17 protein-coding genes are annotated in these 19312 nt (G+C 73.1%); 5 read left to right on the top strand and 12 right to left on the bottom strand.

Annotated elements, in window-relative coordinates; genetic code table 11:
* Positions 1-61 precede the first annotated feature (61 nt).
* From gatC to K7396_RS11075, 6 genes are all read right to left on the bottom strand, one after another.
* On the bottom strand, positions 62-358 hold the full coding sequence (gene gatC / locus K7396_RS11050; protein WP_006602950.1) for an Asp-tRNA(Asn)/Glu-tRNA(Gln) amidotransferase subunit GatC: 297 nt from the start codon (positions 356-358) through the stop codon (positions 62-64).
* Between the two features lie 568 nt (positions 359-926).
* Positions 927-3035, bottom strand: a complete 2109-nt coding sequence (locus K7396_RS11055; RefSeq protein WP_086716296.1) for a putative bifunctional diguanylate cyclase/phosphodiesterase — start codon at positions 3033-3035, stop codon at positions 927-929.
* 156 nt (positions 3036-3191) lie between these two features.
* Positions 3192-5408, bottom strand: coding sequence for an NAD-dependent DNA ligase LigA (gene ligA, locus K7396_RS11060; RefSeq protein WP_086716297.1), 2217 nt, complete (start codon positions 5406-5408; stop codon positions 3192-3194).
* 31 nt (positions 5409-5439) lie between these two features.
* Positions 5440-6453, bottom strand: a complete 1014-nt coding sequence (locus K7396_RS11065) for a methionine synthase (RefSeq protein WP_086716301.1) — start codon at positions 6451-6453, stop codon at positions 5440-5442.
* A gap of 177 nt (positions 6454-6630) precedes the next feature.
* Positions 6631-8052, bottom strand: coding sequence for an MFS transporter (locus K7396_RS11070; protein WP_086721504.1), 1422 nt, complete (start codon positions 8050-8052; stop codon positions 6631-6633).
* 243 nt (positions 8053-8295) lie between these two features.
* Entirely contained in the window at positions 8296-8673 is a 378-nt protein-coding gene (locus tag K7396_RS11075; RefSeq protein ID WP_086721503.1) for a MarR family winged helix-turn-helix transcriptional regulator, read from the bottom strand.
* A 364-nt stretch (positions 8674-9037) separates the two neighbouring features.
* Here K7396_RS11075 and K7396_RS11080 point away from each other — a divergent pair, with 364 nt between their 5' ends.
* Positions 9038-9481, top strand: a complete 444-nt coding sequence (locus tag K7396_RS11080) for a hypothetical protein (protein WP_086721502.1) — start codon at positions 9038-9040, stop codon at positions 9479-9481.
* A gap of 18 nt (positions 9482-9499) precedes the next feature.
* Here K7396_RS11080 and K7396_RS11085 read toward each other — a convergent pair whose 3' ends face one another.
* From K7396_RS11085 to K7396_RS11100, 4 genes are all read right to left on the bottom strand, one after another.
* Positions 9500-10189, bottom strand: coding sequence for an SDR family oxidoreductase (locus tag K7396_RS11085; protein WP_086721501.1), 690 nt, complete (start codon positions 10187-10189; stop codon positions 9500-9502).
* Between the two features lie 46 nt (positions 10190-10235).
* Entirely contained in the window at positions 10236-10778 is a 543-nt protein-coding gene (locus K7396_RS11090) for an LOG family protein (RefSeq protein WP_086721500.1), read from the bottom strand.
* Positions 10779-10883: 105 nt separating this feature from the next.
* Positions 10884-12260 (bottom strand): NADP-specific glutamate dehydrogenase, encoded by a 1377-nt coding sequence (gene gdhA, locus K7396_RS11095; protein ID WP_174886967.1) that lies wholly within the window; start codon positions 12258-12260, stop codon positions 10884-10886.
* 529 nt (positions 12261-12789) lie between these two features.
* The gene (locus K7396_RS11100; protein WP_373866951.1) at positions 12790-13638 is read right to left on the bottom strand and encodes a VC0807 family protein; all 849 of its coding nucleotides are present in this window, start codon (positions 13636-13638) and stop codon (positions 12790-12792) included.
* 286 nt (positions 13639-13924) lie between these two features.
* On the opposite strand from K7396_RS11100, the gene K7396_RS11105 reads away from it, so the two are divergent.
* The 3 genes from K7396_RS11105 (at position 13925) to K7396_RS11115 (ending at position 15789) form a co-directional block, all read left to right on the top strand.
* Positions 13925-14251, top strand: a complete 327-nt coding sequence (locus K7396_RS11105; RefSeq protein WP_086721145.1) for a hypothetical protein — start codon at positions 13925-13927, stop codon at positions 14249-14251.
* A gap of 196 nt (positions 14252-14447) precedes the next feature.
* A complete protein-coding gene (locus K7396_RS11110; protein ID WP_158101194.1) occupies positions 14448-15053 on the top strand; it encodes a TlpA family protein disulfide reductase in 606 nt (201 codons plus the stop codon).
* Positions 15054-15156: 103 nt separating this feature from the next.
* The gene (locus K7396_RS11115) at positions 15157-15789 is read left to right on the top strand and encodes a DUF3515 family protein (RefSeq protein WP_152104859.1); all 633 of its coding nucleotides are present in this window, start codon (positions 15157-15159) and stop codon (positions 15787-15789) included.
* A gap of 150 nt (positions 15790-15939) precedes the next feature.
* Here the strand turns inward: K7396_RS11115 and mnmA are convergent, their stop codons facing one another.
* Entirely contained in the window at positions 15940-17070 is a 1131-nt protein-coding gene (gene mnmA / locus K7396_RS11120; protein ID WP_152104860.1) for a tRNA 2-thiouridine(34) synthase MnmA, read from the bottom strand.
* A gap of 45 nt (positions 17071-17115) precedes the next feature.
* On the opposite strand from mnmA, the gene K7396_RS11125 reads away from it, so the two are divergent.
* A complete protein-coding gene (locus K7396_RS11125; RefSeq protein WP_152104861.1) occupies positions 17116-17892 on the top strand; it encodes an N-acetylmuramoyl-L-alanine amidase in 777 nt (258 codons plus the stop codon).
* 93 nt (positions 17893-17985) lie between these two features.
* Here the strand turns inward: K7396_RS11125 and K7396_RS11130 are convergent, their stop codons facing one another.
* The gene (locus K7396_RS11130; protein ID WP_086721875.1) at positions 17986-19155 is read right to left on the bottom strand and encodes a cysteine desulfurase family protein; all 1170 of its coding nucleotides are present in this window, start codon (positions 19153-19155) and stop codon (positions 17986-17988) included.
* Between the last annotated feature and the right edge of the window lie 157 nt (positions 19156-19312).

The raw sequence follows: 19312 nt of genomic DNA on the forward strand, positions 1-19312 counted from the left end.
CGCAGAGGTGCGGCTTTCGCGGTCGAGTGCGGCCCGGCGGCCGCGCGCGCGTCGCTCACGGTCACTCCTCCCCCAGGATCTGCGGCACCTTGAAACGCTGCTGCTCCTGGGCCGGGGCGCCGGAGAGCGCCTGCTCGGGGGTCAGCGACGGACGGACCTCGTCCGGCCGCATGACGTTGGTCAGGGGCAGCGGGTGGGAGGTCGGCGGTACGTCTTGGTCGGCGACCTCGGAGACGCGGGCGACCGCGCCGATGATGTCGTCGAGCTGTCCGGCGAAGTGGTCGAGCTCTTCTGCCTTCAGCTCCAGACGTGCCAGCCGGGCGAGGTGGGCGACCTCCTCGCGCGTGATGCCAGGCATGCAGCGATCCTCTGGTGTTCTGGGCGGAGTGTTCCGGGCGGAGAGTCCAGGAGGAGCCTTCTCGTCGAATGCTCCTGTGAACTTTTCCGGCCCAATCCTATGGCGTACGGAAGAGCTGCCGCGAAACCGTTTCGCCGGGGGCGGCCGTGATCACCGGGAGGCCGGCGTTTTCCCGATCCGCCGGAGGTGCGCGACGGGCCCCGGGGAGGCCGGGGCGGGGGCGGCTCGTCCCGGGCCTCCGGCTTCCGCCCTCAATCCTGCCGCCCCTGCTCGTGCGCGTGCCGCTCTTCCTCCAGCGGCTGTGGCTGTTGCTGCCGCTGCTCGTCCTCGACGGACGCGGGGCCACCGCCGGGGACGTCACCGGCATCGGGGACGCCGCCGCCGTCGGGCGCGTCACCGCCGTCGGGTACGCCGCCGCGGCCGGACAGGTCGGTCTCGCCGGACGCGTCGCTGCCCTCGGCCGCGTCACCGCCGCCGGACGCGTCAGTGGCACCGGACGCCTCGGAGGCGCTCGCGGGGGTCTGTGCAGGTGCTTCGGAGCGGGGACACGGGACGGCCGGTGGCCGGGTCAGTTCAGGACCTGTCCCGAAGGGCGCTGGGCGGCCTTCTCCGCCGCCAGGGCGGCCGTCTCCGATTCACGCTGCCAGCCGCGTTCGCCGCGGGCTCTGAGCCAAGCCGTGGTCTCGTCGGGTGGCATCGCGGCGGCCACCAGCCAGCCCTGTACGGCGTCGCAGCCGAGGTCGCGCAGCCGCTCCCAGGTCTCGTCGTCCTCGACGCCCTCGGCGACGACCAGGAGGCCGAGGGAGTGCGCGAGGTCGAGGGTGCAGCGGACGATCTCGGCGTCCTCGTTGTCGACGGCCAGCCGGGCCACGAACGAGCGGTCGATCTTCAGCTCGCTGACCGGGAGCCGCCGCAAGTGGACGAGGGAGGAGTAGCCGGTGCCGAAGTCGTCGAGGGACATCTTCACGCCGTGCGCGGTGAGCCCGGCCAGGGTGTCGGCGGCCCGCTGCGGGTCCTCCAGGAGGACGTGCTCGGTGATCTCCAGCTGGAGGGCGCCCGGGGGGACGCGGTGCCGGGCGAGCCGGGCCGCGACCGCGCCGGCGAAGCCCGGGGAGTGCACATCGCGCGGGGAGACGTTGACGGCGACCGGCACCTCCAGGCCCATCGCGCGCCAGCGCGCCACCTGGGCGAGCGCCGTCTCCAGGACGTACTCCGTCAGCCGCGGCATCAGCCCGGAGGACTCGGCGATGGCGATGAACTCGTCCGGTGGCACCCGGCCGCGGTCCGGATGCACCCAGCGGACCAGTGCCTCCAGCCCGGCGACATGGCCGTCGAAGCCGACCTTGGGCTGGTAGTGCAGTTCGACGTCGCCGGCGTCCAGGGCCCGGCGCAGATCGCCCAACAGGCCGAGGCGGTCGGGGGTGTTGCCATCCCGCTTGGCCTCGTAGAGCTCGACGCCGCTGCGGTCCCGCTTGGCCTGGTACATGGCCACGTCGGCGCGGCGCAGCAGCCCTTCGGCGTCGAGGGCGTGGTCGGGGAAGACGGCGACCCCCGCGCTGGCCTCGAGCACGAGGGTCAGTCCGTCGAGGTCGAGCGGGGAGCCGAGGGCGGCGACGAGGTTGCGGGCCACCCGCTGGGAACTCGTGAGGGAGTCGGTGGTGGGCAGCAGGACGGCGAACTCGTCGCCGCCGAGCCGGGCGGCCTCGGCGCCGCGCGGGAGGGCGTGCCGCAGGCGGTCGGCGATCTGCAGCAGCAGACGGTCGCCGGCGAGGTGCCCGAGGGTGTCGTTGACGGAGCGGAACCGGTCCAGGTCGATGAGGACCAGCGCCGAGCGGGAGCCCACCCGTTCGGCGTCGTCCAGCGCGGTCCAGGTGCGCTCCAGCAGCCACTGGCGGTTGGGCAGGCCGGTGAGCGGGTCGCGCAACTGCTCCTCGGCGCGGGCGCGGGCGATCCAGAGGGTGGAGTCCAGCGCGATCAGCGGGACCGCGAACAGCGGGAGCAGCAGCGGGGCGTGGAGCGCGCAGACGGCAATCAGCGGGGAGATGCCGAGCAGGGCGATGCCGACGAGCGCCTGGCGCAGTACGGCCGTTCGGGGGATGGCGGGCAGCTGGCCGGTGCGCGGGGCGAGGCTGAGCCACAACAGGCCGCGGCTGACGAAGAGGTAGCCGGCGGCGGTGACGACGACCTCGGGGAGGACGGCGAGGTTCCAGGCCGGCGGGCTCCAGGGGTGGCGGACGCCGGAGGCCACGCCGAACGCGGCGAGGCCGAGCGCCGCGGCGCCGATGCCGAGGATGTCCACGGCACCGTGCACCACGGCCTGCCGCCAGCGGTGCCGCCGGGCGGCACCGACGAGGACGACGACGGAGAGGCTGACGAGGGTGGCGGGCACCCAGCCGTAGAGCAGCAGGACGGCCAGGGCCAGGGCGGCGCCGGAGCCCGTGCCGCCCCACCAGCGGTCCCGGCCGAGGGCGACCAGGTGGCCGACGATGATGCCGGTGAGGATCGCCAGCGACCAGCCTATGGAGCCGCTGGGGAACAGCGCGTCACCTTCGCCGAGGGTGACGATGACGCCCGTGGCGAGCGCGAGGCCCGCCACGAGGACGATGGTTCCGGGCAGCGCGGGCACGACGAGCCGCCGGAGCCGCGACGCCGGAGCGGCGCTGTCGGTCGGTTTCATTCCGATCCCTCTCACAGCCGGCTGTGCCCGCGCCACGGCAGGCGCACTCCTCAACAGTAGGCCGCGGAGGGCCGCCACGGGCAGCGATCGGTGACGGTTGCCCGAATGCGACCCGGCGTCGCGGATCAATCTGGTATGCGCCGATGAGGTGACACCTCACTCCTCCTCAGGCGGAGTGACAGCTACCGCTCGCGCTGCGTCCGGACCCTGCTCCAGCAGCACCGCGAAGCCATCATCGTCCAGCACGGGGACCTTCAACTGCATGGCCTTGTCGTACTTCGAACCCGGGTTGTCACCCACAACTACGAATCCGGTCTTCTTCGAAACGGAACCGGTCACCTTCGCTCCGAGGTTCTGGAGGGCCTCTTTCGCGCCATCTCTGGTGTGTGACTGAAGTGTGCCCGTTACGACGACGGTGACGCCTTCGAGGGGACGCGGGCCCTCCTCACCCGTTTGCTCCTCTTCCATCCGGACGCCGGCGGCCCGCCAGCTCTCGATGATCTGCTGGTGCCAGTCCACGGCGAACCACCGCTTCAGGGAGGCGGCGATGGTGGCGCCGACGCCGTCGACGGCGGCCAGCTCCGTCTCGTCCGCGTCCCGGATGCGGTCGATCGAACGGAACTCCCGCGCCAGCGCCTCGGCCGCCACCGGGCCCACGTGCCGGATCGACAGGCCCGTGATGATCCGGGCCAGCGGGCGCTGCTTGGCCGCCTGGATGTTCTCCAGCATGGCCAGGGCGTTCTTCTTGGGCTCGCCCTTCTGGTTGGCGAAGAAGGTGACGACCTTCTCCTCGCCGGTCTTCGGATCGCGCTTGGGCAGACCGGAGTCGGGGTCGAGGACGTACGACTTGATGGGCAGCAGCTGTTCGATGGAGAGGCCGAAAAGATCGCCCTCGTCCTTCAGCGGCGGCTCCGCGGGCTCCAGCGGCTGGCTGAGCGCCGTCGCCGCGACATAGCCGAAGTTCTCGATGTCCAGGCACTTGCGGCCGGCCAGGTAGAACAGCCGCTCGCGGATCTGGGCGGGGCAGGCGCGGGCGTTGGGGCACCGCAGGTCGATGTCGCCCTCCTTGGCGGGCTGCAGCGCCGTCCCGCACTCGGGGCACTCGGCCGGCATCACGAACTCCCGCTCGCTGCCGTCCCGGAGGTCGACGACCGGGCCGAGGATCTCCGGGATGACGTCACCGGCCTTGCGGATCACGACGGTGTCCCCGATGAACACGCCCTTGGCCTTGACCACGTCCTGGTTGTGCAGGGTGGCGAACTCCACCTCGGACCCGGCCACCGTCACCGGCTCCACGACGGCGTAGGGCGTGACCCGGCCCGTACGGCCGACGCCGACGCGGATGTCGACGAGCTTGGTGTTGACCTCCTCCGGCGGGTACTTCCAGGCGATCGCCCAGCGCGGCGCCCGCGAGGTCGAGCCCAGCCGCCCCTGCAGCCGGATCTCGTCCAGCTTGACGACCACGCCGTCGATCTCGTGCTCGACGGCCGTACGGCGGGTCTCGGCGTCGCCGTAGTGGCCGATGAAGGCGCGGACCGCCTCCAGGGAGTCGACGACCCTGTTGTGCGCGGCCGTCGGCAGGCCCCACGCCTTCAGCAGGTCGTAGGCCGCCGACTGGCGGTCGATCTCCAGGCCCTCACGGGCGCCGACGCCGTGGACGACCATGTGCAGCGGGCGGCCGGCCGTGACCTTGGGGTCCTTCTGGCGCAGCGAACCGGCCGCGGCGTTACGGGGGTTGGCGAACGGCGGCTTGCCCTCGGCCACCAGCCGTTCGTTGAGCTCCAGGAATTTCTCCATCGGGAAGTAGACCTCCCCGCGCACCTCGACCAGATCCGGAATCCGGTCGCCCCTGAGACGGTGCGGGATCTCGGCGATCGTGCGGACGTTGGGGGTGATGTCCTCGCCCGTGCGGCCGTCGCCGCGGGTGGCGGCGCGGGTCAGCCGGCCCTGCTCGTAGGTGAGGTTGACGGCGAGGCCGTCCACCTTCAGCTCGCACAGGAAGTGGTAGCCGGCGCTCGCCGGGGCGCCGCCCAGCTCGCCGGCGATCCGCTCGGCCCAGGCCGCCAACTCCTCGTCGTCGAAGGCGTTGTCGAGCGAGAGCATCCGCTCGCGGTGCTCCACCTCGGTGAACTCCGTGGCGTACGCCCCGGCGACCTTCTGGGTCGGCGAATCGGGGGTGCGCAGCTCGGGGTGCTCGTCCTCCAGCGCCTCCAGGGAGCGCAGCAGCCTGTCGAACTCCGCGTCGCTGACGACCGGGGCGTCCTTCACGTAGTACCGGAAGCGATGCTCCTCGACCTGCTCAGCGAGCTGCGCGTGCTTCTCCCGCGCCGCTGCGGGCACCTCGGATGCCGCTGCGTGCTGTTCGCCAGCCACCGTCTTGTCCTCCCGTGATCCTTGAGTGCGGTCACTCAGGGTTGTCTGCGAGTGATCTCGCCGCCCGGGCGCAGTGGGCGAGCGCCGAACGGGCATATGCGGGCGAAGCGCCCGCGAGTCCGCACGAGGGCGTGACGACCACGGACTCGCTGAGAGTCCCCGGTGCCAGCCCCAGCCTGCGCCACAGCGTCCTGACACCCATGACGCTACCGGCAGGGTCTGACAATGGACCGTCCACGCCCGGCACCACACCGGTGAACAGCGTCGTCCCGCCCTCGACGGCCTCGCCGATCGCCTCCTCCTCACGCTCGGTGAGCAGGGAGAAATCGAACGAGATACCCGAGGCACCGGCCCGCCGCAGCAGAGCGAACGGCACCGCGGGCGCGCACGAGTGGACGGCCACGGGGCCGCCCTCCGCCACCGCGACGAGATCGCGCAGCGCGCCCTCGACTACCGCCCGGTCCACGGCGCGGTGGGTGCGGTAGCCGCTCGCGGTCTTCACCCGCCCCTGGAGCACCGCCGTGAGCGACGGCTCGTCGAGCTGCAGCACCACCTGGGCGCCCGGCACCCGCCGCCGTACGTCCGCGAGATGGCCGCGCAGCCCCTCCGCCAGGGACGCGGCGAGGTCCCGGCACGCCCCCGGATCGCTGAGCGCCGCCTCGCCGTTGCGCATCTCCAGCGCGGTGGCCAGGGTCCACGGGCCGACCGCGGAGACCTTCAGCGCCCCCTGGTAGCCCTGGGTGAACTCCTCCAGGGCGTCGAGATCCTCGCCGAGCCAGGAGTGGGCGCGCCGGGTGTCGCGGCCCGGCCGGTCGCTGATCCGCCAGCCGCTGGGCTCCACATGGCCGTAGACCTCGACGAGCATCCCCAGCGTCCGCCCGATCATGTCGGCGCCGGGCCCCCGGGCCGGGAGCTCCGGCAGGTACGGAAAGCCCTCCAGTGATCCGGTGACGGTCTTCGCCGCCTCCCGCGCGTCACCGCCCGGCATCGACCCGACACCGGTCGCCGCGCCCGCGGCCCACTTCTGCGTGCTGTTCTCACTCACCCAGGCAGGGTATGCGGCGGCACGCCGGCCGGGGTGCGCCAGGTGCACGGACCGGCCGGCGCAGGGGGCGGGCGGCGGGGAGCGTCCGATACGGGGGCGAAGCGGGCCGTACCGAACCCGTACGGACCGCGGCACGCCGGACGCTCCGGCCGCCGCACCGGGGCCCGTGTACGCCCCTCACGCCCGGGTGCGGATGCCCAGCCGGCCGACCACCGCGGCGACGGCCAGCGCGCCCGCGGCCAGCGCGAAGGCCCAGGCGGCACCCCGGTGGCCGCCGCCCGCGCCCGCCAGCACCGCGCCCATGCCCGCGATGCCGACCAGGGAGCCGATCTGGCGGTTGGCGTTGAGGGTGGCGCTGCCGATGTCGGCGTGCTCGCGGCCCGCGGCCGCCATCAGCACTCCGGTCATCGCCGGGGAGCTGACCCCGCCGCCGAGGTTGCCGACCGCCAGCACCACCGCGAGCACCCAGTACGGCAGGCCGGGCGAGAGGATCAGGAACAGCAGGGCGTAGCCCGCGGCGGAGAGCGCCAGAGAGGCGGTCAGCGCGGCCCGGTTGCCGACCCGCGGCCCGAACCGGGCATAGAGGATGTTGCCGAACGGGAGGACCAGCACGGCCGGCAGCATCTGCAGCCCCGCCGCCACGGGGCTCGCGCCGCGCGCGCTCTGCAGGAAGAGGCCGAGGACGAACAGCACCCCGTAGAAGGCGAAGTTGAAGAGGAAGCCGACCGCATTGGCCGCGGTGAAGCCGCTGTCCGCGAAGAGCGCGACCGGCAGGACCGGGACGCGGGCGGCCCGCTCGCGCAGGACGAATCCGGCCGTCGCCAGTACCGCGACCCCGGCCGCCCCCAGGACCGGCGGGGCGGACCAGCCCTGGGCGGGCCCCTCGATGAGCGCGTAGCTCAGCGACCCGAGGGCGAGCAGTCCCAGGACGTGACCGCTGCCGCCGAGCGCCGTGCCGCGCGCCGGGACGGCCGCGACGACCCGCCGGGTGAGCAGCAGGCCCACCACTCCGATGGGGAGGTTGACGAGGAAGATGCTGCGCCAGCCGAACGCGCCCACCAGGAGGCCGCCGAGGGTCGGTGCCAGCCCGACGGAGGTGGAGACGATCGCCGACCAGATGCCGAGGATCCTCGCCCGGCGGGCCGGCTCCGGGAAGGCGTGCATCAGCAACGACAGCGAGCTCGGCATGAAGAGCGCCGCGCCCGCGCCCTGGGTGAAGCGGGCGGCCACCAGGGCGGTGCCGTCCGGAGCGGCGGCGCCCAGCAGGGACGCGGCGGTGAACACGGCGAGCCCGACGAGGTAGATCCGGCGGGCGCCGAAACGCTTCGCCAGCGAGCCCGCGAGCAGCAGCAGCGCGGCGAAGGCGAGGACATAGCCGTCGACGACCCAGGTGAGGCCGGACATGGTCAGCCCGAGCCGGGCCCGCAGGTCTCCCGCGGCGACGTTCATGATGCCGGTGTCGAGGCTCGCCATCACGAACCCGAGTGCCAGGACGAGGAGTTGGAGGCCGCTGCGGGGGTGCGGCCGGGGCGCCGGGGAGTCGCCACCGGCTCGGACCGGGCTCGCGGCCGCACGGGTCGCGCGCTTCTCAATGATCATGCATTTAGTTAAAGCTGTAGCTATATCGGCGCGCAATGATGACAGCTATAACTTTACTGAACGCATACGAAGCCGCGGGGCGGCGGCCGAGAAAGCACGAGAAAGCAGCGGAGGGGGCGCGGGGAGCCGCATGGGCGCCGCGCGGGAGTGGAGCCGTATGCGGGGCCGCGGGCCGGGCCGCGTACGCGCCGAGGCCCCGGGGCATCCACCCCGGGGCCTCGGCGCGGCACTACGGCGGCGGCGTCAGGCGCCCCGTCCCAGCGCCTTCAGCAGGCCGTCGCGCAGCGCGGCGCGCTCCTCGTGCGAGAGGTGGTCGAGGGGCGAGGCGGTCCCCATCCGTCGCAGCAGATCCAGCCGCAACTCCCGCCCCGCGTCGGTGAGTACGAGCTGCTTGGCCCGCCCGTCCAAGGGGTGCGGCCGGCGCACGACCATGCCCTGTTTCTCCAGCTTGGAGATGACATAGGTGACATTCGGCGGCTCGCAGCACAGCACCCCGGCCAGCTCGCGCGCGGTCTTCGGCTCGCCGAGCTCCTCCAGCGCCTTGGCCTGCGTCGGCGTCAGATCGAGTTCGGCGATCCGGCCGCGCTGATGGGCGTCGAGGCGACGGCTCAGTTCCGTCACGAGCCCGCGGATCTCCCGGAACCCGCACCCCGCCGCCGCGGTCGACTTCGCTTCAGTGGTCACTCATGCAGCGTACGTCGCCGCGCGCGAGAACGGCCGGGGGCGGCCCCGCGGCCCGGACACCCCGAGCCGCCGGGTGCCGTGGCCCACGGGCGGGAGGGCGGCTCGCCCCTGAAGCCCTCGGCCCGCGACCACTACGGGTCAGCCCCCGCCGGCCCCTGAAACGGACCGGCGCGCGGCTCGTCCGGCCGAACGATGAACGGGCCGCGGCCGGACCGGATCCTGGTGACGGCCGTCCGCGGGACCGCCGGCGGCACGGGAAACAGCGGCCGAAGAAGCAGCACACGAAACCGGAAGGACCCTCATGACCACGCACCGGACGGACCCGGCCGGGCCCTCGGACGGCCTCCTGCGTCACCCGCGCGCCCAGCGGGCGTTACGCGGCGCCAAGCTGCTCGTCGGTTGTTACGCCGGCCTCAGCGCGCTCACGCTGTGCGCCGTCTATGTACTGCGCCACCACCCCGACTTGGTGACCGGCGCCGTCTGGATCCGGGTGGTCATCGTCGTCGCCACGTCCCTGCTCATGACGTCGTTCGCCGCCCGGACGGCCCGCGGCCACCGCCGGTCCTACCTCCGGCTGCGTCTGGCCTCGGCCGTCATGGCGGCGGCCATCGCGGTCATCGTCGCGCTGCCCGGCGGCTTCCCGACGTGGCTGAAGCTGGAACAGGGCGTGTGCGGCGCCCTGTTGCTCGGCGTCGTCATGATCGTGAACGGCAGGCGGCTGCGGGCGGCGTTCGCCTCCCGCTAGGACAGCCGCCTCCGGGGCTCAGCGCCCCGGCCGCACCGACACATCGTTGATCTCCGCATCGCGCGGCAGGTCGATGGCGGTGATGATGGCCGTCGCGACCGACTCCGGGTCGATCCAGCGGGACGCGTCGTACTCCTTGCCCTCCTGCTGGTGGGTGCTCGCCTGCATCGGCGTGGCCGTCCGCCCCGGGTAGACCGAGGTCACCCGGACGCCGTTGTCGTGCTCCTCGCCCCGCAGCGAGTCGGCCAGCGCCTTGAGGCCGTGCTTGCTCGCCGCGTACGCGCCCCACTGGGGGTTCGCGTGGAGCCCCGCGCCGGAGTTGACGAAGACCACATGCCCCTGGGCGACCCGCACCAGCGGCAGCAGCAGCCGGGTGAGCTCGGCGGGCGCGACCAGGTTGGCGGCGAGCTGCCGCTGCCAGGACTTGGCCGGCAGGTCGCCGACCGTGCCCAGCTCGATGACGCCGGCGCTGTGCACCAGGGAGTCGATACGGTCCGGCAGCGGCTGCTGCCCGAAGGCCCAGGACAGCTTCTCGGGGTGGTCGAGGTCACCCACGAGCGTCCGGGCGCCGGGGAACTGCGCGGCCAGTTCCTTGGCCCGGACCGCGTTGCGGGCCAGCAGCCACAGGTCCTCTCCGCGCTCCGCCAGCCGCCGTGCGACCGCCGCTCCGATGCCCGACCCTGCGCCCGTGATCAAGTGCGTACCCATGGGTCCGATCCTAACGAGCGGGCGACGGGACCCGGGCACGGCCGGCTCAGGCCCGGATGCCCGCCTTCTCCTCCAGGTAGGCGAGCGCGCCGACGCCGTCCGCCGCGAAGAAGACCAGGTCGGTGAGCGGAATCGGCAGGAACCCCTCCGACTCCATCCGCTGGAACTGCTCCTTCAACCCGTCGTAGAAACCCGCGGTGTTCAGCAGCACCACCGGCTTGGTGTGCATCCCGTGCTTGCGCAGTTCCAGGATCTCGGTGGCCTCGTCCAGCGTGCCCGTGCCCCCGACCATCACGACGACGGCGTCGGCGCGGGCCAGCATCTGGGCCTTGCGCTCGGCGAGGTCCTTGGTGACGACCATCTCATCGGCGCCCTCGCGCGCCTTGTGCGCGAGGAACTCCACGGAGACGCCGATCAGCTTCCCGCCCGCCTCCTGCACCCCGTCGGCCATGACCTTCATCAGGCCGGTGTCCGAGCCGCCCCAGACCAGCGCGTGCCCGCCCTTGCCGATCAGCTCGGCGAACCGGCGGGCGGGAACGACGTAGCGGTCATCGAGGTCGGCGGCGGAGCAGAAGACGCAGATGTTCATGCGGTCACCTTACGAGCCGGTCCGGGCGGGGGTGGGGCGAGGCCCGAACAGGCTCCGTCCCACCGCCGCTCTCAGCGCGGCCACTGCCCCGGCTGCCGCCTCCGGTCAGATCAGTCCCTGGTCCAGCATCGCGTCGGCGACCCGCTCGAAGCCGGCGATGTTGGCACCGGCCACATAGTCGCCGGGCAGCCCGAAGCGCTCCGCGGTCTCGTAGCAGCGGTGGTGGATGGCGCGCATGATCGTCGCGAGTTCGCCCTCCGTGCGCTCGAAGGACCAGGCCTCCCGCGAGGAGTTCTGCCGCATCTCCAGCGCGCTGGTCGCCACACCGCCCGCGTTGGCGGCCTTGCCGGGGCCGAAGGCCACCCCGGCCTCCTTGAGCAGCGTCACCGCCGCCGGGGTGGTCGGCATGTTGGCGCCCTCGGAGACCGCCTTGACGCCGTTACGGACCAGGATCCGGGCGGCGTCCTCGTCCAGCTCGTTCTGGGTCGCCGACGGCAGCGCCACATCGCACGCGACATCCCACACCCGCCCACCGGGCACGTACGTGGCGGACACCCCGCGCCGCTCGGCGTACGCGCTGATCCGGCCGCGCTCGACCTCCTTGATCTGCCGCAGCAGCGCCAGGTCGATGCCCTTCTCGTCGACGACATAGCCGCCGGAGTCCGAGCAGGTCAGCACGTTGGCGCCGAGCGCCTGGGCCTTCTCGATGGTGTAGATCGCGACATTGCCGGACCCGGAGACCACCACCTGCTGCCCGTCCAGCTCCTCGCCGCGCTGCTTGAGCATCTCCTCGGTGAACAGCACATTGCCGTACCCGGTGGCCTCCGTACGCGCCTTGGAGCCGCCCCAGGCCAGGCCCTTGCCGGTCAGCACACCGGACTCCCAGCGGTTGGTGATCCGCCGGTACTGGCCGAAGAGGTAGCCGATCTCCCGGCCGCCGACGCCGATGTCGCCCGCCGGTACGTCCGTGTGCTCGCCGAGGTGGCGGTGCAGCTCCGTCATGAACGACTGGCAGAAGCGCATCACCTCGGCGTCCGACTTGCCGTGCGGGTCGAAGTCGCTGCCGCCCTTGCCGCCGCCGATGTTCAGGCCGGTCAGGGAATTCTTGAAGATCTGCTCGAATCCGAGGAACTTCACAATCCCCAGATTCACGGACGAGTGGAAGCGCAGACCGCCCTTGTACGGGCCGAGCGCGCTGTTGAATTCCACCCGGAAGCCCCGGTTGACATGAATCGCCCCGGAGTCGTCCTGCCAGGGGACCCGGAACATGATCTGCCGCTCCGGCTCGCAGATCCGCTCCAGGATCTTCGCCTCGGCGAACTCCGGCCGCGCCGTCAGCACCGGCTCCAGCGTCTCCAGTACCTCGAGCGCCGCCTGGTGGAACTCGGGCTCCCCGGGATTCCGCCGGACCAGCTCGGCGTACAGAGATGCCGGCCCGGCCCGACGAATACCGGGATTGACCTCAGATTGAACAGTCGACATGACTTCCGTTCCCTTCGTGGCCGCGGAAAAGGCCGTCTGCGGTCCGGACCCTGACGAGTCCTCACAAGTCCAACAACTCCTTGTGAGTCCTTATCGTCACTATTCCTCGACCCGGCAACCTTTGACGTCCCGTCGCGTTGCCGACTTTATGGGCGGCACCCCGCCGATCGGCTGTGGGATGCGCGACACCCCCTTCCCTTACGCAATCCCGCCAACCCGCTGACGCCCCCGGCGCGCCCCTCCCTCATGCCGTGTCCGCAGGTCAGCGCCCCGGAATCACCCCTCAGGCGCTGCTCGCCGCACCGCGCGACCCGCTCCCCGGCGGGCGCTGTGCAACACCTCACAGTTGACCGGCCGGCCCTCTCTCCGCGCCGCACGGGCCCCGCGCACCCCGCGCACCCCTCCCGCCCCGTCCGCGGAGCCCGACGTCCGCGGCCGCCGGCCCCTCCCCGATGGCCGGCCGGGACCAGCCCACCCCCGTACGAGGCTGGTCCCGGCCGGCCCTGGGGGACGCCCCGGCTCCCCGCCGTCAGCGTCCCGTCGCCGCGGTCACGGCCGGTGCGGCTGTCACGACCGGTGCGGCCGATGCGACCGATGCGACCGGTGCGGCTGTCACGGCCGACGGCTCGACAGCAGTGGCATCCGCGCCCGCCGCATCGTCCTCGTGGCCGGCGGCGCGTTCCGCCTCGGCGTTGACCATCCGTTCCATCGGCTCGGCGCAGCTGCCTCCGGCGAGGACCATCGCCAGCAGGATGGCGACCACCGCCAGGACGGACCCCAGCCAGACCATGGTGTGGACCGGGACGGTGTAGGCGCCGATCACCCGCGCCACGCACTCGACCACCAGCACGGTTCCCCATATCAGCGAGAACCTCCGCTCGGCGCGCCGGAAGGGGACGGACCCGGCCATCAGCCGGTCCCAGGCGGCGCTCCGCTCGGCCTTCCCCTTCGTCACGAACGGCTTGAGGCCGGCGGTCATCAGGGGCTTGCCCAGGTACACGGAGACGATCATCGATATGCCGACGACGCTGCTCACCCCGCTGTCCTTGGCGAGCATCAGCCGCGGATCGCCGGTCATCGCGCTCAGGGCCAGGCCCACGACGTTGACGACGAGGATCACCAGGGCGAGGCCGTTGACCCCGGCGCCCCGGACCAGGCCCCAGACCGTGCGCAGCGCCGGCACCACGCTGCTCCAGCCCAGCGCCGCGACCTCGCTCAGCCCGAACCCGCTCCTGAGGAGGTAGTACGACCCCAGCGGAACCCCCAGGTCCAGGACGAGCGGCAGCAGGGTCTGCGCCAGCGGGTTGGGGCTCTTGCCCTCCGCCGCCGCCTGACTCCGCTGCTGCTGACGTCGGCTCTCGCTCCGGCTCCGGTCCACTGCGGTCTCCCCCAAGTTGCTCTCTGCACGGCGTTCTTTCCCCGACGTCTTCAGCTTCGGGCACGCCCGCGCCGCGCAACAGTTCCGACTGTCCTCGCTTCTTCATGACATTTGTCAGTGGCGGGCCAGGCACAGCGGTGCCCCTTCCGGAGGCTCAGGCAGCCGGCCCCGGCACGCGCGGTGCGCCGCACAACGGCGGTCCGGTCACAGCACCATGGCGGGTCGTCCGACTCCCCCGACCACAAACCCGGTTTTCCGGGACGGCTCGTTCGGCCAGACTGGGGACATGCCTCGCAGAATCATGTTCGTACAGCTCAAGACGGGCTACGACACCGACCGCGGCCCCTCGTGGATCGGGTGGGTGAACTTCTCCAAGACCTGGAAAACGGCATACTTCCAGGGCCGGACGCTGCAACGAGCCACAGGAATCGGCTTGTTCGACGCGAACTTCTACGACGTCGCGACCGACGAGAGTTTCTGGATCTCCGGCCCCAAGCGCGACCGGAGCGACACACGGTACGGACCGGAAGGGCCGACCGTGGAAGATGACGCCGCGGACGCCTACCGAGCGTTCCTCCAGGGAGCGCCGCTCCCCGGCCGGGAGGACGGCTAGGCCGTCCCGTTCGGGAGCACGTACCAGAGGGCGCCGGCAGGCACCGGCGGCAAGGGAGATCTCGTGGCGGCCCGAGCCATCGGCGCGGTGTCACGCGCCCCCTGCGCGTCGACGGACCCGGGGCCCGCGCACGCCCGTTCCCGGGGCAGTTGAGATCCTGTGGTGGCCCAACCGGCCCACCACACCGAGGACTTCCGTGAGAACCCCGACCCGGCTCATCGTTCTGTCCCTGGCCGCGCTCACGGTCGTTGCCGTCGGCGTCGGCGTGCTCGTGGGGCGTGACGATCCCGACGGCCGAAGGGGCTACCACCAGGGCAAGGACGGCGTCCTGACCATCGAGGCCCACCGGCGGCCGCGGGCCCCGGACCTGACCGGCAGCGGCCTGGACGGCAAACCCCTCAGCCTGGCCGCCTACAAGGGCAAGGCGGTCCTGGTCAACGGCTGGGCGTCGTGGTGCGGGCCCTGCCGTGCGGAGACCCCGCTCCTGGTCAGGACCCACAACACACTGCGGGCGCGCGGGGTCGTGGTGGTCGGGCTGGATCAGGACGACTCGGCCGCCAACGGGCGTGCCTTCGCGGGTGAGTTCCACATGAGCTACCCCAGCCTCCTGGACTCCGGCGGCAAGCAGGCCCTCAAGCTCCCCAAGGGCGTCCTGAACACCCAGGGCCTCCCGTTCACCTTCGCCGTCGACCCGCGCGGGAGGATCGCTGCCGCCGCCTCCGGCCAGCTCGACGCGCACAAGATCGACGCCTTGGTGAAGGCCGCTCAGGCCGGTACCGCCCCGCCCGCCCGCACTCCCTGACGCGGTCCGGCGGCATCTCCTGCGCACCCGCCACACGCGCTGCCGCCGTGCCGCCGCAGCCTCTCCCCACGCACCCGCCCACCAGAAACCGAGGACGCCAGCCATGCCCCCGTCCACCCGGCGCAGCCGCCGCACCCGTCTTCTCGTCGGCGCCGCCGTCGTCCTCGCCGCCGCGGCCTCCGTCGTGGCGTACGAGAGCGTCAGCTCGCCCACCTTCGGCCTCGACGCCGCACCGGGGGCCGGGTCCGCCGCGTGTGCCCGGATCGCCGACGGCTACCCGGACGAGATCGCCGGCGCGGGCCGCACGTCCACCGGCCTGGCAGGTGCCGCCGCCTGGGGAGACGGCGCGGTCGTCGCGCGCTGCGGCCTGGACAAGCCGCTGCCCACCAAGGAGGCGTGCGCGCAGGTCGACGGCGTGGACTGGGTCTGGCGCACGTCCCCGGACGACGACGGCAGGACCCTCCTGGTCACCTACGGACGCAGCCCGGCCGTCGAGGTGCGCATCGACACCCGCCGTGCGGCCCCCGACGCGGTCCTGATCGACCTGAGCCGCCTCGTCAAACCCCTCCGCCAGGACCACCGGTGCCTCAGCCGTGACGACGTCGCCCCGCCGCCGGGCCCCGGCCCGAAAACGATGCCGCACCATGAGCACGACGACGACCACGAGGACGACGACCACCGGGATCATGACGACCGCGCCGACCCGGCGCCCGGCCGGGGCGGCGCCGTGCGGTGAGGAGATGCACAGCCACGGGCGAACAGCCGGCGAGGTCCGGCGTCCGGCGCGTGCCGAGGCCGGAGTCGTCCACGGCGCGGCGTGACGCCGACCGTCCCCCGCGCCCCACGACCGCGCGGCCCGGGGTTCCCCCCTACGCCGGGGTTCCCCCTACGCCCCCGCCCGTACCCGTCGCTCCGTGGTGGCGATGGTGGCCGAGCCGACCACCCGGCTGCCGTCGTAGAGGACGATGGCCTGGCCGGGGGCCACGCCGCGGACCGGTTCGGTGAACGCCACCCGGAGGTCGGTGCCGTCCACCAGCTCGGCGGTGACCTCGGTCTCGCCGCCGTGGGCGCGGAGCTGGGCCGTGTACGTGGCGGGGCCGGCCGTCGGGGGGCGGCCGCACCAGCGGGGGCGGATGGCGGTCAGGGCCGTGACGTCGAGGGCGTCGGCGGGGCCGACGGTGACGGTGTTGTCGACCGGGGAGATGTCGAGGACGTAGCGCGGCTTGCCGTCGGGGGCCGGGTGGCCGATGCGCAGGCCCTTGCGCTGGCCGATCGTGAAGCCGTACGCGCCCTCGTGGCTGCCCAGGACCGCGCCGGACTCGTCGACGATGTCGCCCGGGGCCGTGCCGAGCCGCTTGGCGAGGAAGCCCTGGGTGTCGCCGTCGGCGATGAAGCAGATGTCGTGGCTGTCCGGCTTCTTGGCGACGAACAGGCCGCGGCGGGCGGCCTCTTCGCGGATCTCGGCCTTGGTGGTGAGGGTGTCGCCGAGCGGGAACATGGCGTGCGCCAGCTGGCGGTCGTCGAGGACGCCGAGAACGTAGGACTGGTCCTTGGCCATGTCGGAGGCGCGGTGGAGCTCGCGGGTGCCGTCCTCGCGCAGGACGACCGTGGCGTAGTGGCCGGTGCACACGGCGTCGAAGCCCAGGGCCAGCGCCTTGTCCAGGAGCGCGGCGAACTTGATCTTCTCGTTGCAGCGCAGGCAGGGGTTCGGGGTGCGCCCGGCCTCGTACTCGGCGATGAAGTCGTCGACGACGTCCTCGCGGAAGCGTTCGGCGAGGTCCCAGACGTAGAAGGGGATGCCGATGACGTCGGCGGCGCGGCGGGCGTCGTGCGAGTCCTCGATCGTGCAGCAGCCGCGGGCGCCGGTGCGGAAGGACTTCGGGTTCTCGGAAAGCGCGAGATGCACGCCCGTCACGTCATGGCCGGCCTCGGCGGCGCGGGCCGCGGCAACGGCGGAGTCGACACCGCCGGACATGGCGGCGAGTACGCGGAGGCGGCGGGGTGCGTCATCAGTCATAGCCCGTCCAGGGTAGACGGAACCGCCGACAGGGCGGAAAGCGTGATGCAGCGCATGGGGAAGAGGGACGGGAAACGGGACGGCGACGCGCGGGCCGGCGCCCCGGCCGAGGGCCGCGGCGACGGCGACGGCCAAGGGGCGGGGCGCGGGATCACCCGGCGGCGGGCGCTGTGGATCGGGGGCGGCGGGGCAGTGGCCGCCGGGGTCGCGGCGCTCGCGGCCGGGGGCGAGCCGGCGCGCTGGTGGTGGCGGCTGCCGGGGAACGAGAAGCCGCGCGAGGCCGGCGCGGTGGACTTCCGGGGCGCGCAGTGGGTCGCGGCGTCCCCGGCGAACTACCGGCGGGCGGACCGGCCCGCGGACTACGCGATCGACCGGGTGGTGATCCACGTCGTCCAGGGCAGCTACGCGACCGCGCTGAACGTCTTCCGGAACCCGGATCACGAGGCCGCCGCCCACTACGTGATCCGGAAGGACGGGCACGTCGCACAGCTGATCCGCGAGCTGGACGTGGCGTTCCACGCGGGCAACCGCGGCTACAACGAGCGGAGCGTCGGCATCGAGCACGAGGGGTACGTGGACCGGCCGGAGTCGTTCACGGACGCCATGTACGCGTCGTCGGCGCGGCTGACGGCCGGGGTGTGCCGGCGCTACGGCTTCCCGGCCGACCGGGAGCACATCGTGGGGCACAGCGAGGTGCCGGGGGCGGATCACACCGATCCGGGGCGGCACTGGGACTGGGACCGGTATCTGGGGCTCGTCCGGGCCGAGCTGCGCGAGCCCGTACGGAAGCCGTCGCGGGAGCACCCGGCGGGCCGGGTCTGAGGGGAGCCCCGGCCCGGATCCCCCGGGACGGCCCGCGGCCCGTCCCGGGTCGTCCCGGCCGCGCTCCCAGGCGTGAGCCCCGGCCCGGTTCCCTCAGCTCAGCCCGGCGCTGCGGGCCCGTTCCACGACCGGGCCGATGGCCTCCGCCAGCGCGGCGACGTCCTGGGCGGTGGAGGTGTGGCCCAGGGAGAACCGGAGGGTGCCGCGGGCCAGCTCCGGGGACATCCCGGTGGCCAGCAGGACGTGGCTGGGCTGGGCGACGCCGGCCGTGCACGCGGAGCCCGTGGAGCAGGCGATGCCCTGGGCGTCCAGGAGGAGCAGCAGGGAGTCGCCCTCGCAGCCGGGGAAGGAGAAGTGGGCGTTGGCCGGCAGCCGGCCCGCCGGGTCCGGGTCGCCGCCGAGGACCGCGTCGGGTGCGGCGGCGAGCACGGCCTTGACCAGGTCGTCGCGGAGCGCGCCGATGTCGCGGGCGAAGTCCTCGCGGTGGGCGGCGGCGTGCCGGCCGGCGGCGGCGAAGGCGGCGATGGCGGGGGTGTCGAGGGTCCCGGAGCGGACCTGCCGCTCCTGGCCGCCGCCGTGCAGCACCGGCACGGGGGCGTGCTCCCGGCCGAGCAGCAGCGCGCCGATGCCGTACGGGCCGCCGATCTTGTGGCCGGAGACGGTCATCGCGGCGAGCCCGGAGGCGGCGAAGTCGACCTCCAGCTGGCCGAACGCCTGCACCGCGTCCGCATGCAGCGGAACGCCGAACTCCGCTGCGGCGTCGGCCAGTTCACGCACCGGCTGGACGGTGCCGATCTCGTTGTTGGCCCACATGACCGTGGCGAGCGCGACATCGCCGGGGTCGCGGGCGATCGCCTCGCGCAGTGCCTCGGCGTGCACCCGGCCGTGGGCGTCGACCGGCAGCCACTCGACGCGGGCGCCCTCGTGGTCGGCGAGCCACTCCACGGCGTCGAGGACCGCGTGGTGCTCGACGGGGCTGGCCAGGACGCGGGTGCGGGCCGGGTCGGCGGCCCGGCGCGACCAGTACAGGCCCTTGACCGCGAGGTTGTCGGCCTCGGTGCCGCCCGCGGTGAAGACGATCTCGCTGGGGCGGGCGCCGAGCGAGACCGCGAGGGATTCGCGCGCCTCCTCGACGGTGCGCCGGGCCCGCCGGCCGTCGGCGTGCAGCGAGGACGCATTGCCGGTGACGGTCAGCTGGGCGGTCATCGCCTGCACCGCCTCCGGGAGCATCGGGGTGGTGGCGGCGTGGTCGAGGTAAACCATGGTGCGCACGATTCTACGAGCTGACGCGGCGGGCCCCGGGGGCGCATGCGCAGCGCGCGGGAGCGCCCGGCCCCGGGGTGCCGCCGGGCACTCGGTCCGGGGTTCCGGCGGGCGACTCCCCCCGTCCCGGCGGGCGACTTCCCGGGTTCCGGCAGAC

Origin of the sequence: Streptomyces angustmyceticus (genome assembly GCF_019933235.1) — a bacterium.
Lineage (GTDB): Bacteria > Actinomycetota > Actinomycetes > Streptomycetales > Streptomycetaceae > Streptomyces > Streptomyces angustmyceticus.

Excerpts from the sequence above, each read along its gene's own strand:
- gatC (WP_006602950.1), bottom strand. The coding sequence starts at position 358 with ATGCCTGGCATCACGCGCGAGGAGGTCGCCCACCTCGCCCGGCTGGCA.
- K7396_RS11055 (WP_086716296.1), bottom strand. The coding sequence starts at position 3,035 with ATGAAACCGACCGACAGCGCCGCTCCGGCGTCGCGGCTCCGGCGGCTC.
- K7396_RS11070 (WP_086721504.1), bottom strand. The coding sequence starts at position 8,052 with ATGATCATTGAGAAGCGCGCGACCCGTGCGGCCGCGAGCCCGGTCCGA.
- K7396_RS11080 (WP_086721502.1), top strand. The coding sequence starts at position 9,038 with ATGACCACGCACCGGACGGACCCGGCCGGGCCCTCGGACGGCCTCCTG.
- K7396_RS11085 (WP_086721501.1), bottom strand. The coding sequence starts at position 10,189 with ATGGGTACGCACTTGATCACGGGCGCAGGGTCGGGCATCGGAGCGGCG.
- K7396_RS11090 (WP_086721500.1), bottom strand. The coding sequence starts at position 10,778 with ATGAACATCTGCGTCTTCTGCTCCGCCGCCGACCTCGATGACCGCTAC.
- gdhA (WP_174886967.1), bottom strand. The coding sequence starts at position 12,260 with ATGTCGACTGTTCAATCTGAGGTCAATCCCGGTATTCGTCGGGCCGGG.
- K7396_RS11105 (WP_086721145.1), top strand. The coding sequence starts at position 13,925 with ATGCCTCGCAGAATCATGTTCGTACAGCTCAAGACGGGCTACGACACC.
- K7396_RS11115 (WP_152104859.1), top strand. The coding sequence starts at position 15,157 with ATGCCCCCGTCCACCCGGCGCAGCCGCCGCACCCGTCTTCTCGTCGGC.
- mnmA (WP_152104860.1), bottom strand. The coding sequence starts at position 17,070 with ATGACTGATGACGCACCCCGCCGCCTCCGCGTACTCGCCGCCATGTCC.
- K7396_RS11125 (WP_152104861.1), top strand. The coding sequence starts at position 17,116 with ATGCAGCGCATGGGGAAGAGGGACGGGAAACGGGACGGCGACGCGCGG.
- K7396_RS11130 (WP_086721875.1), bottom strand. The coding sequence starts at position 19,155 with ATGGTTTACCTCGACCACGCCGCCACCACCCCGATGCTCCCGGAGGCG.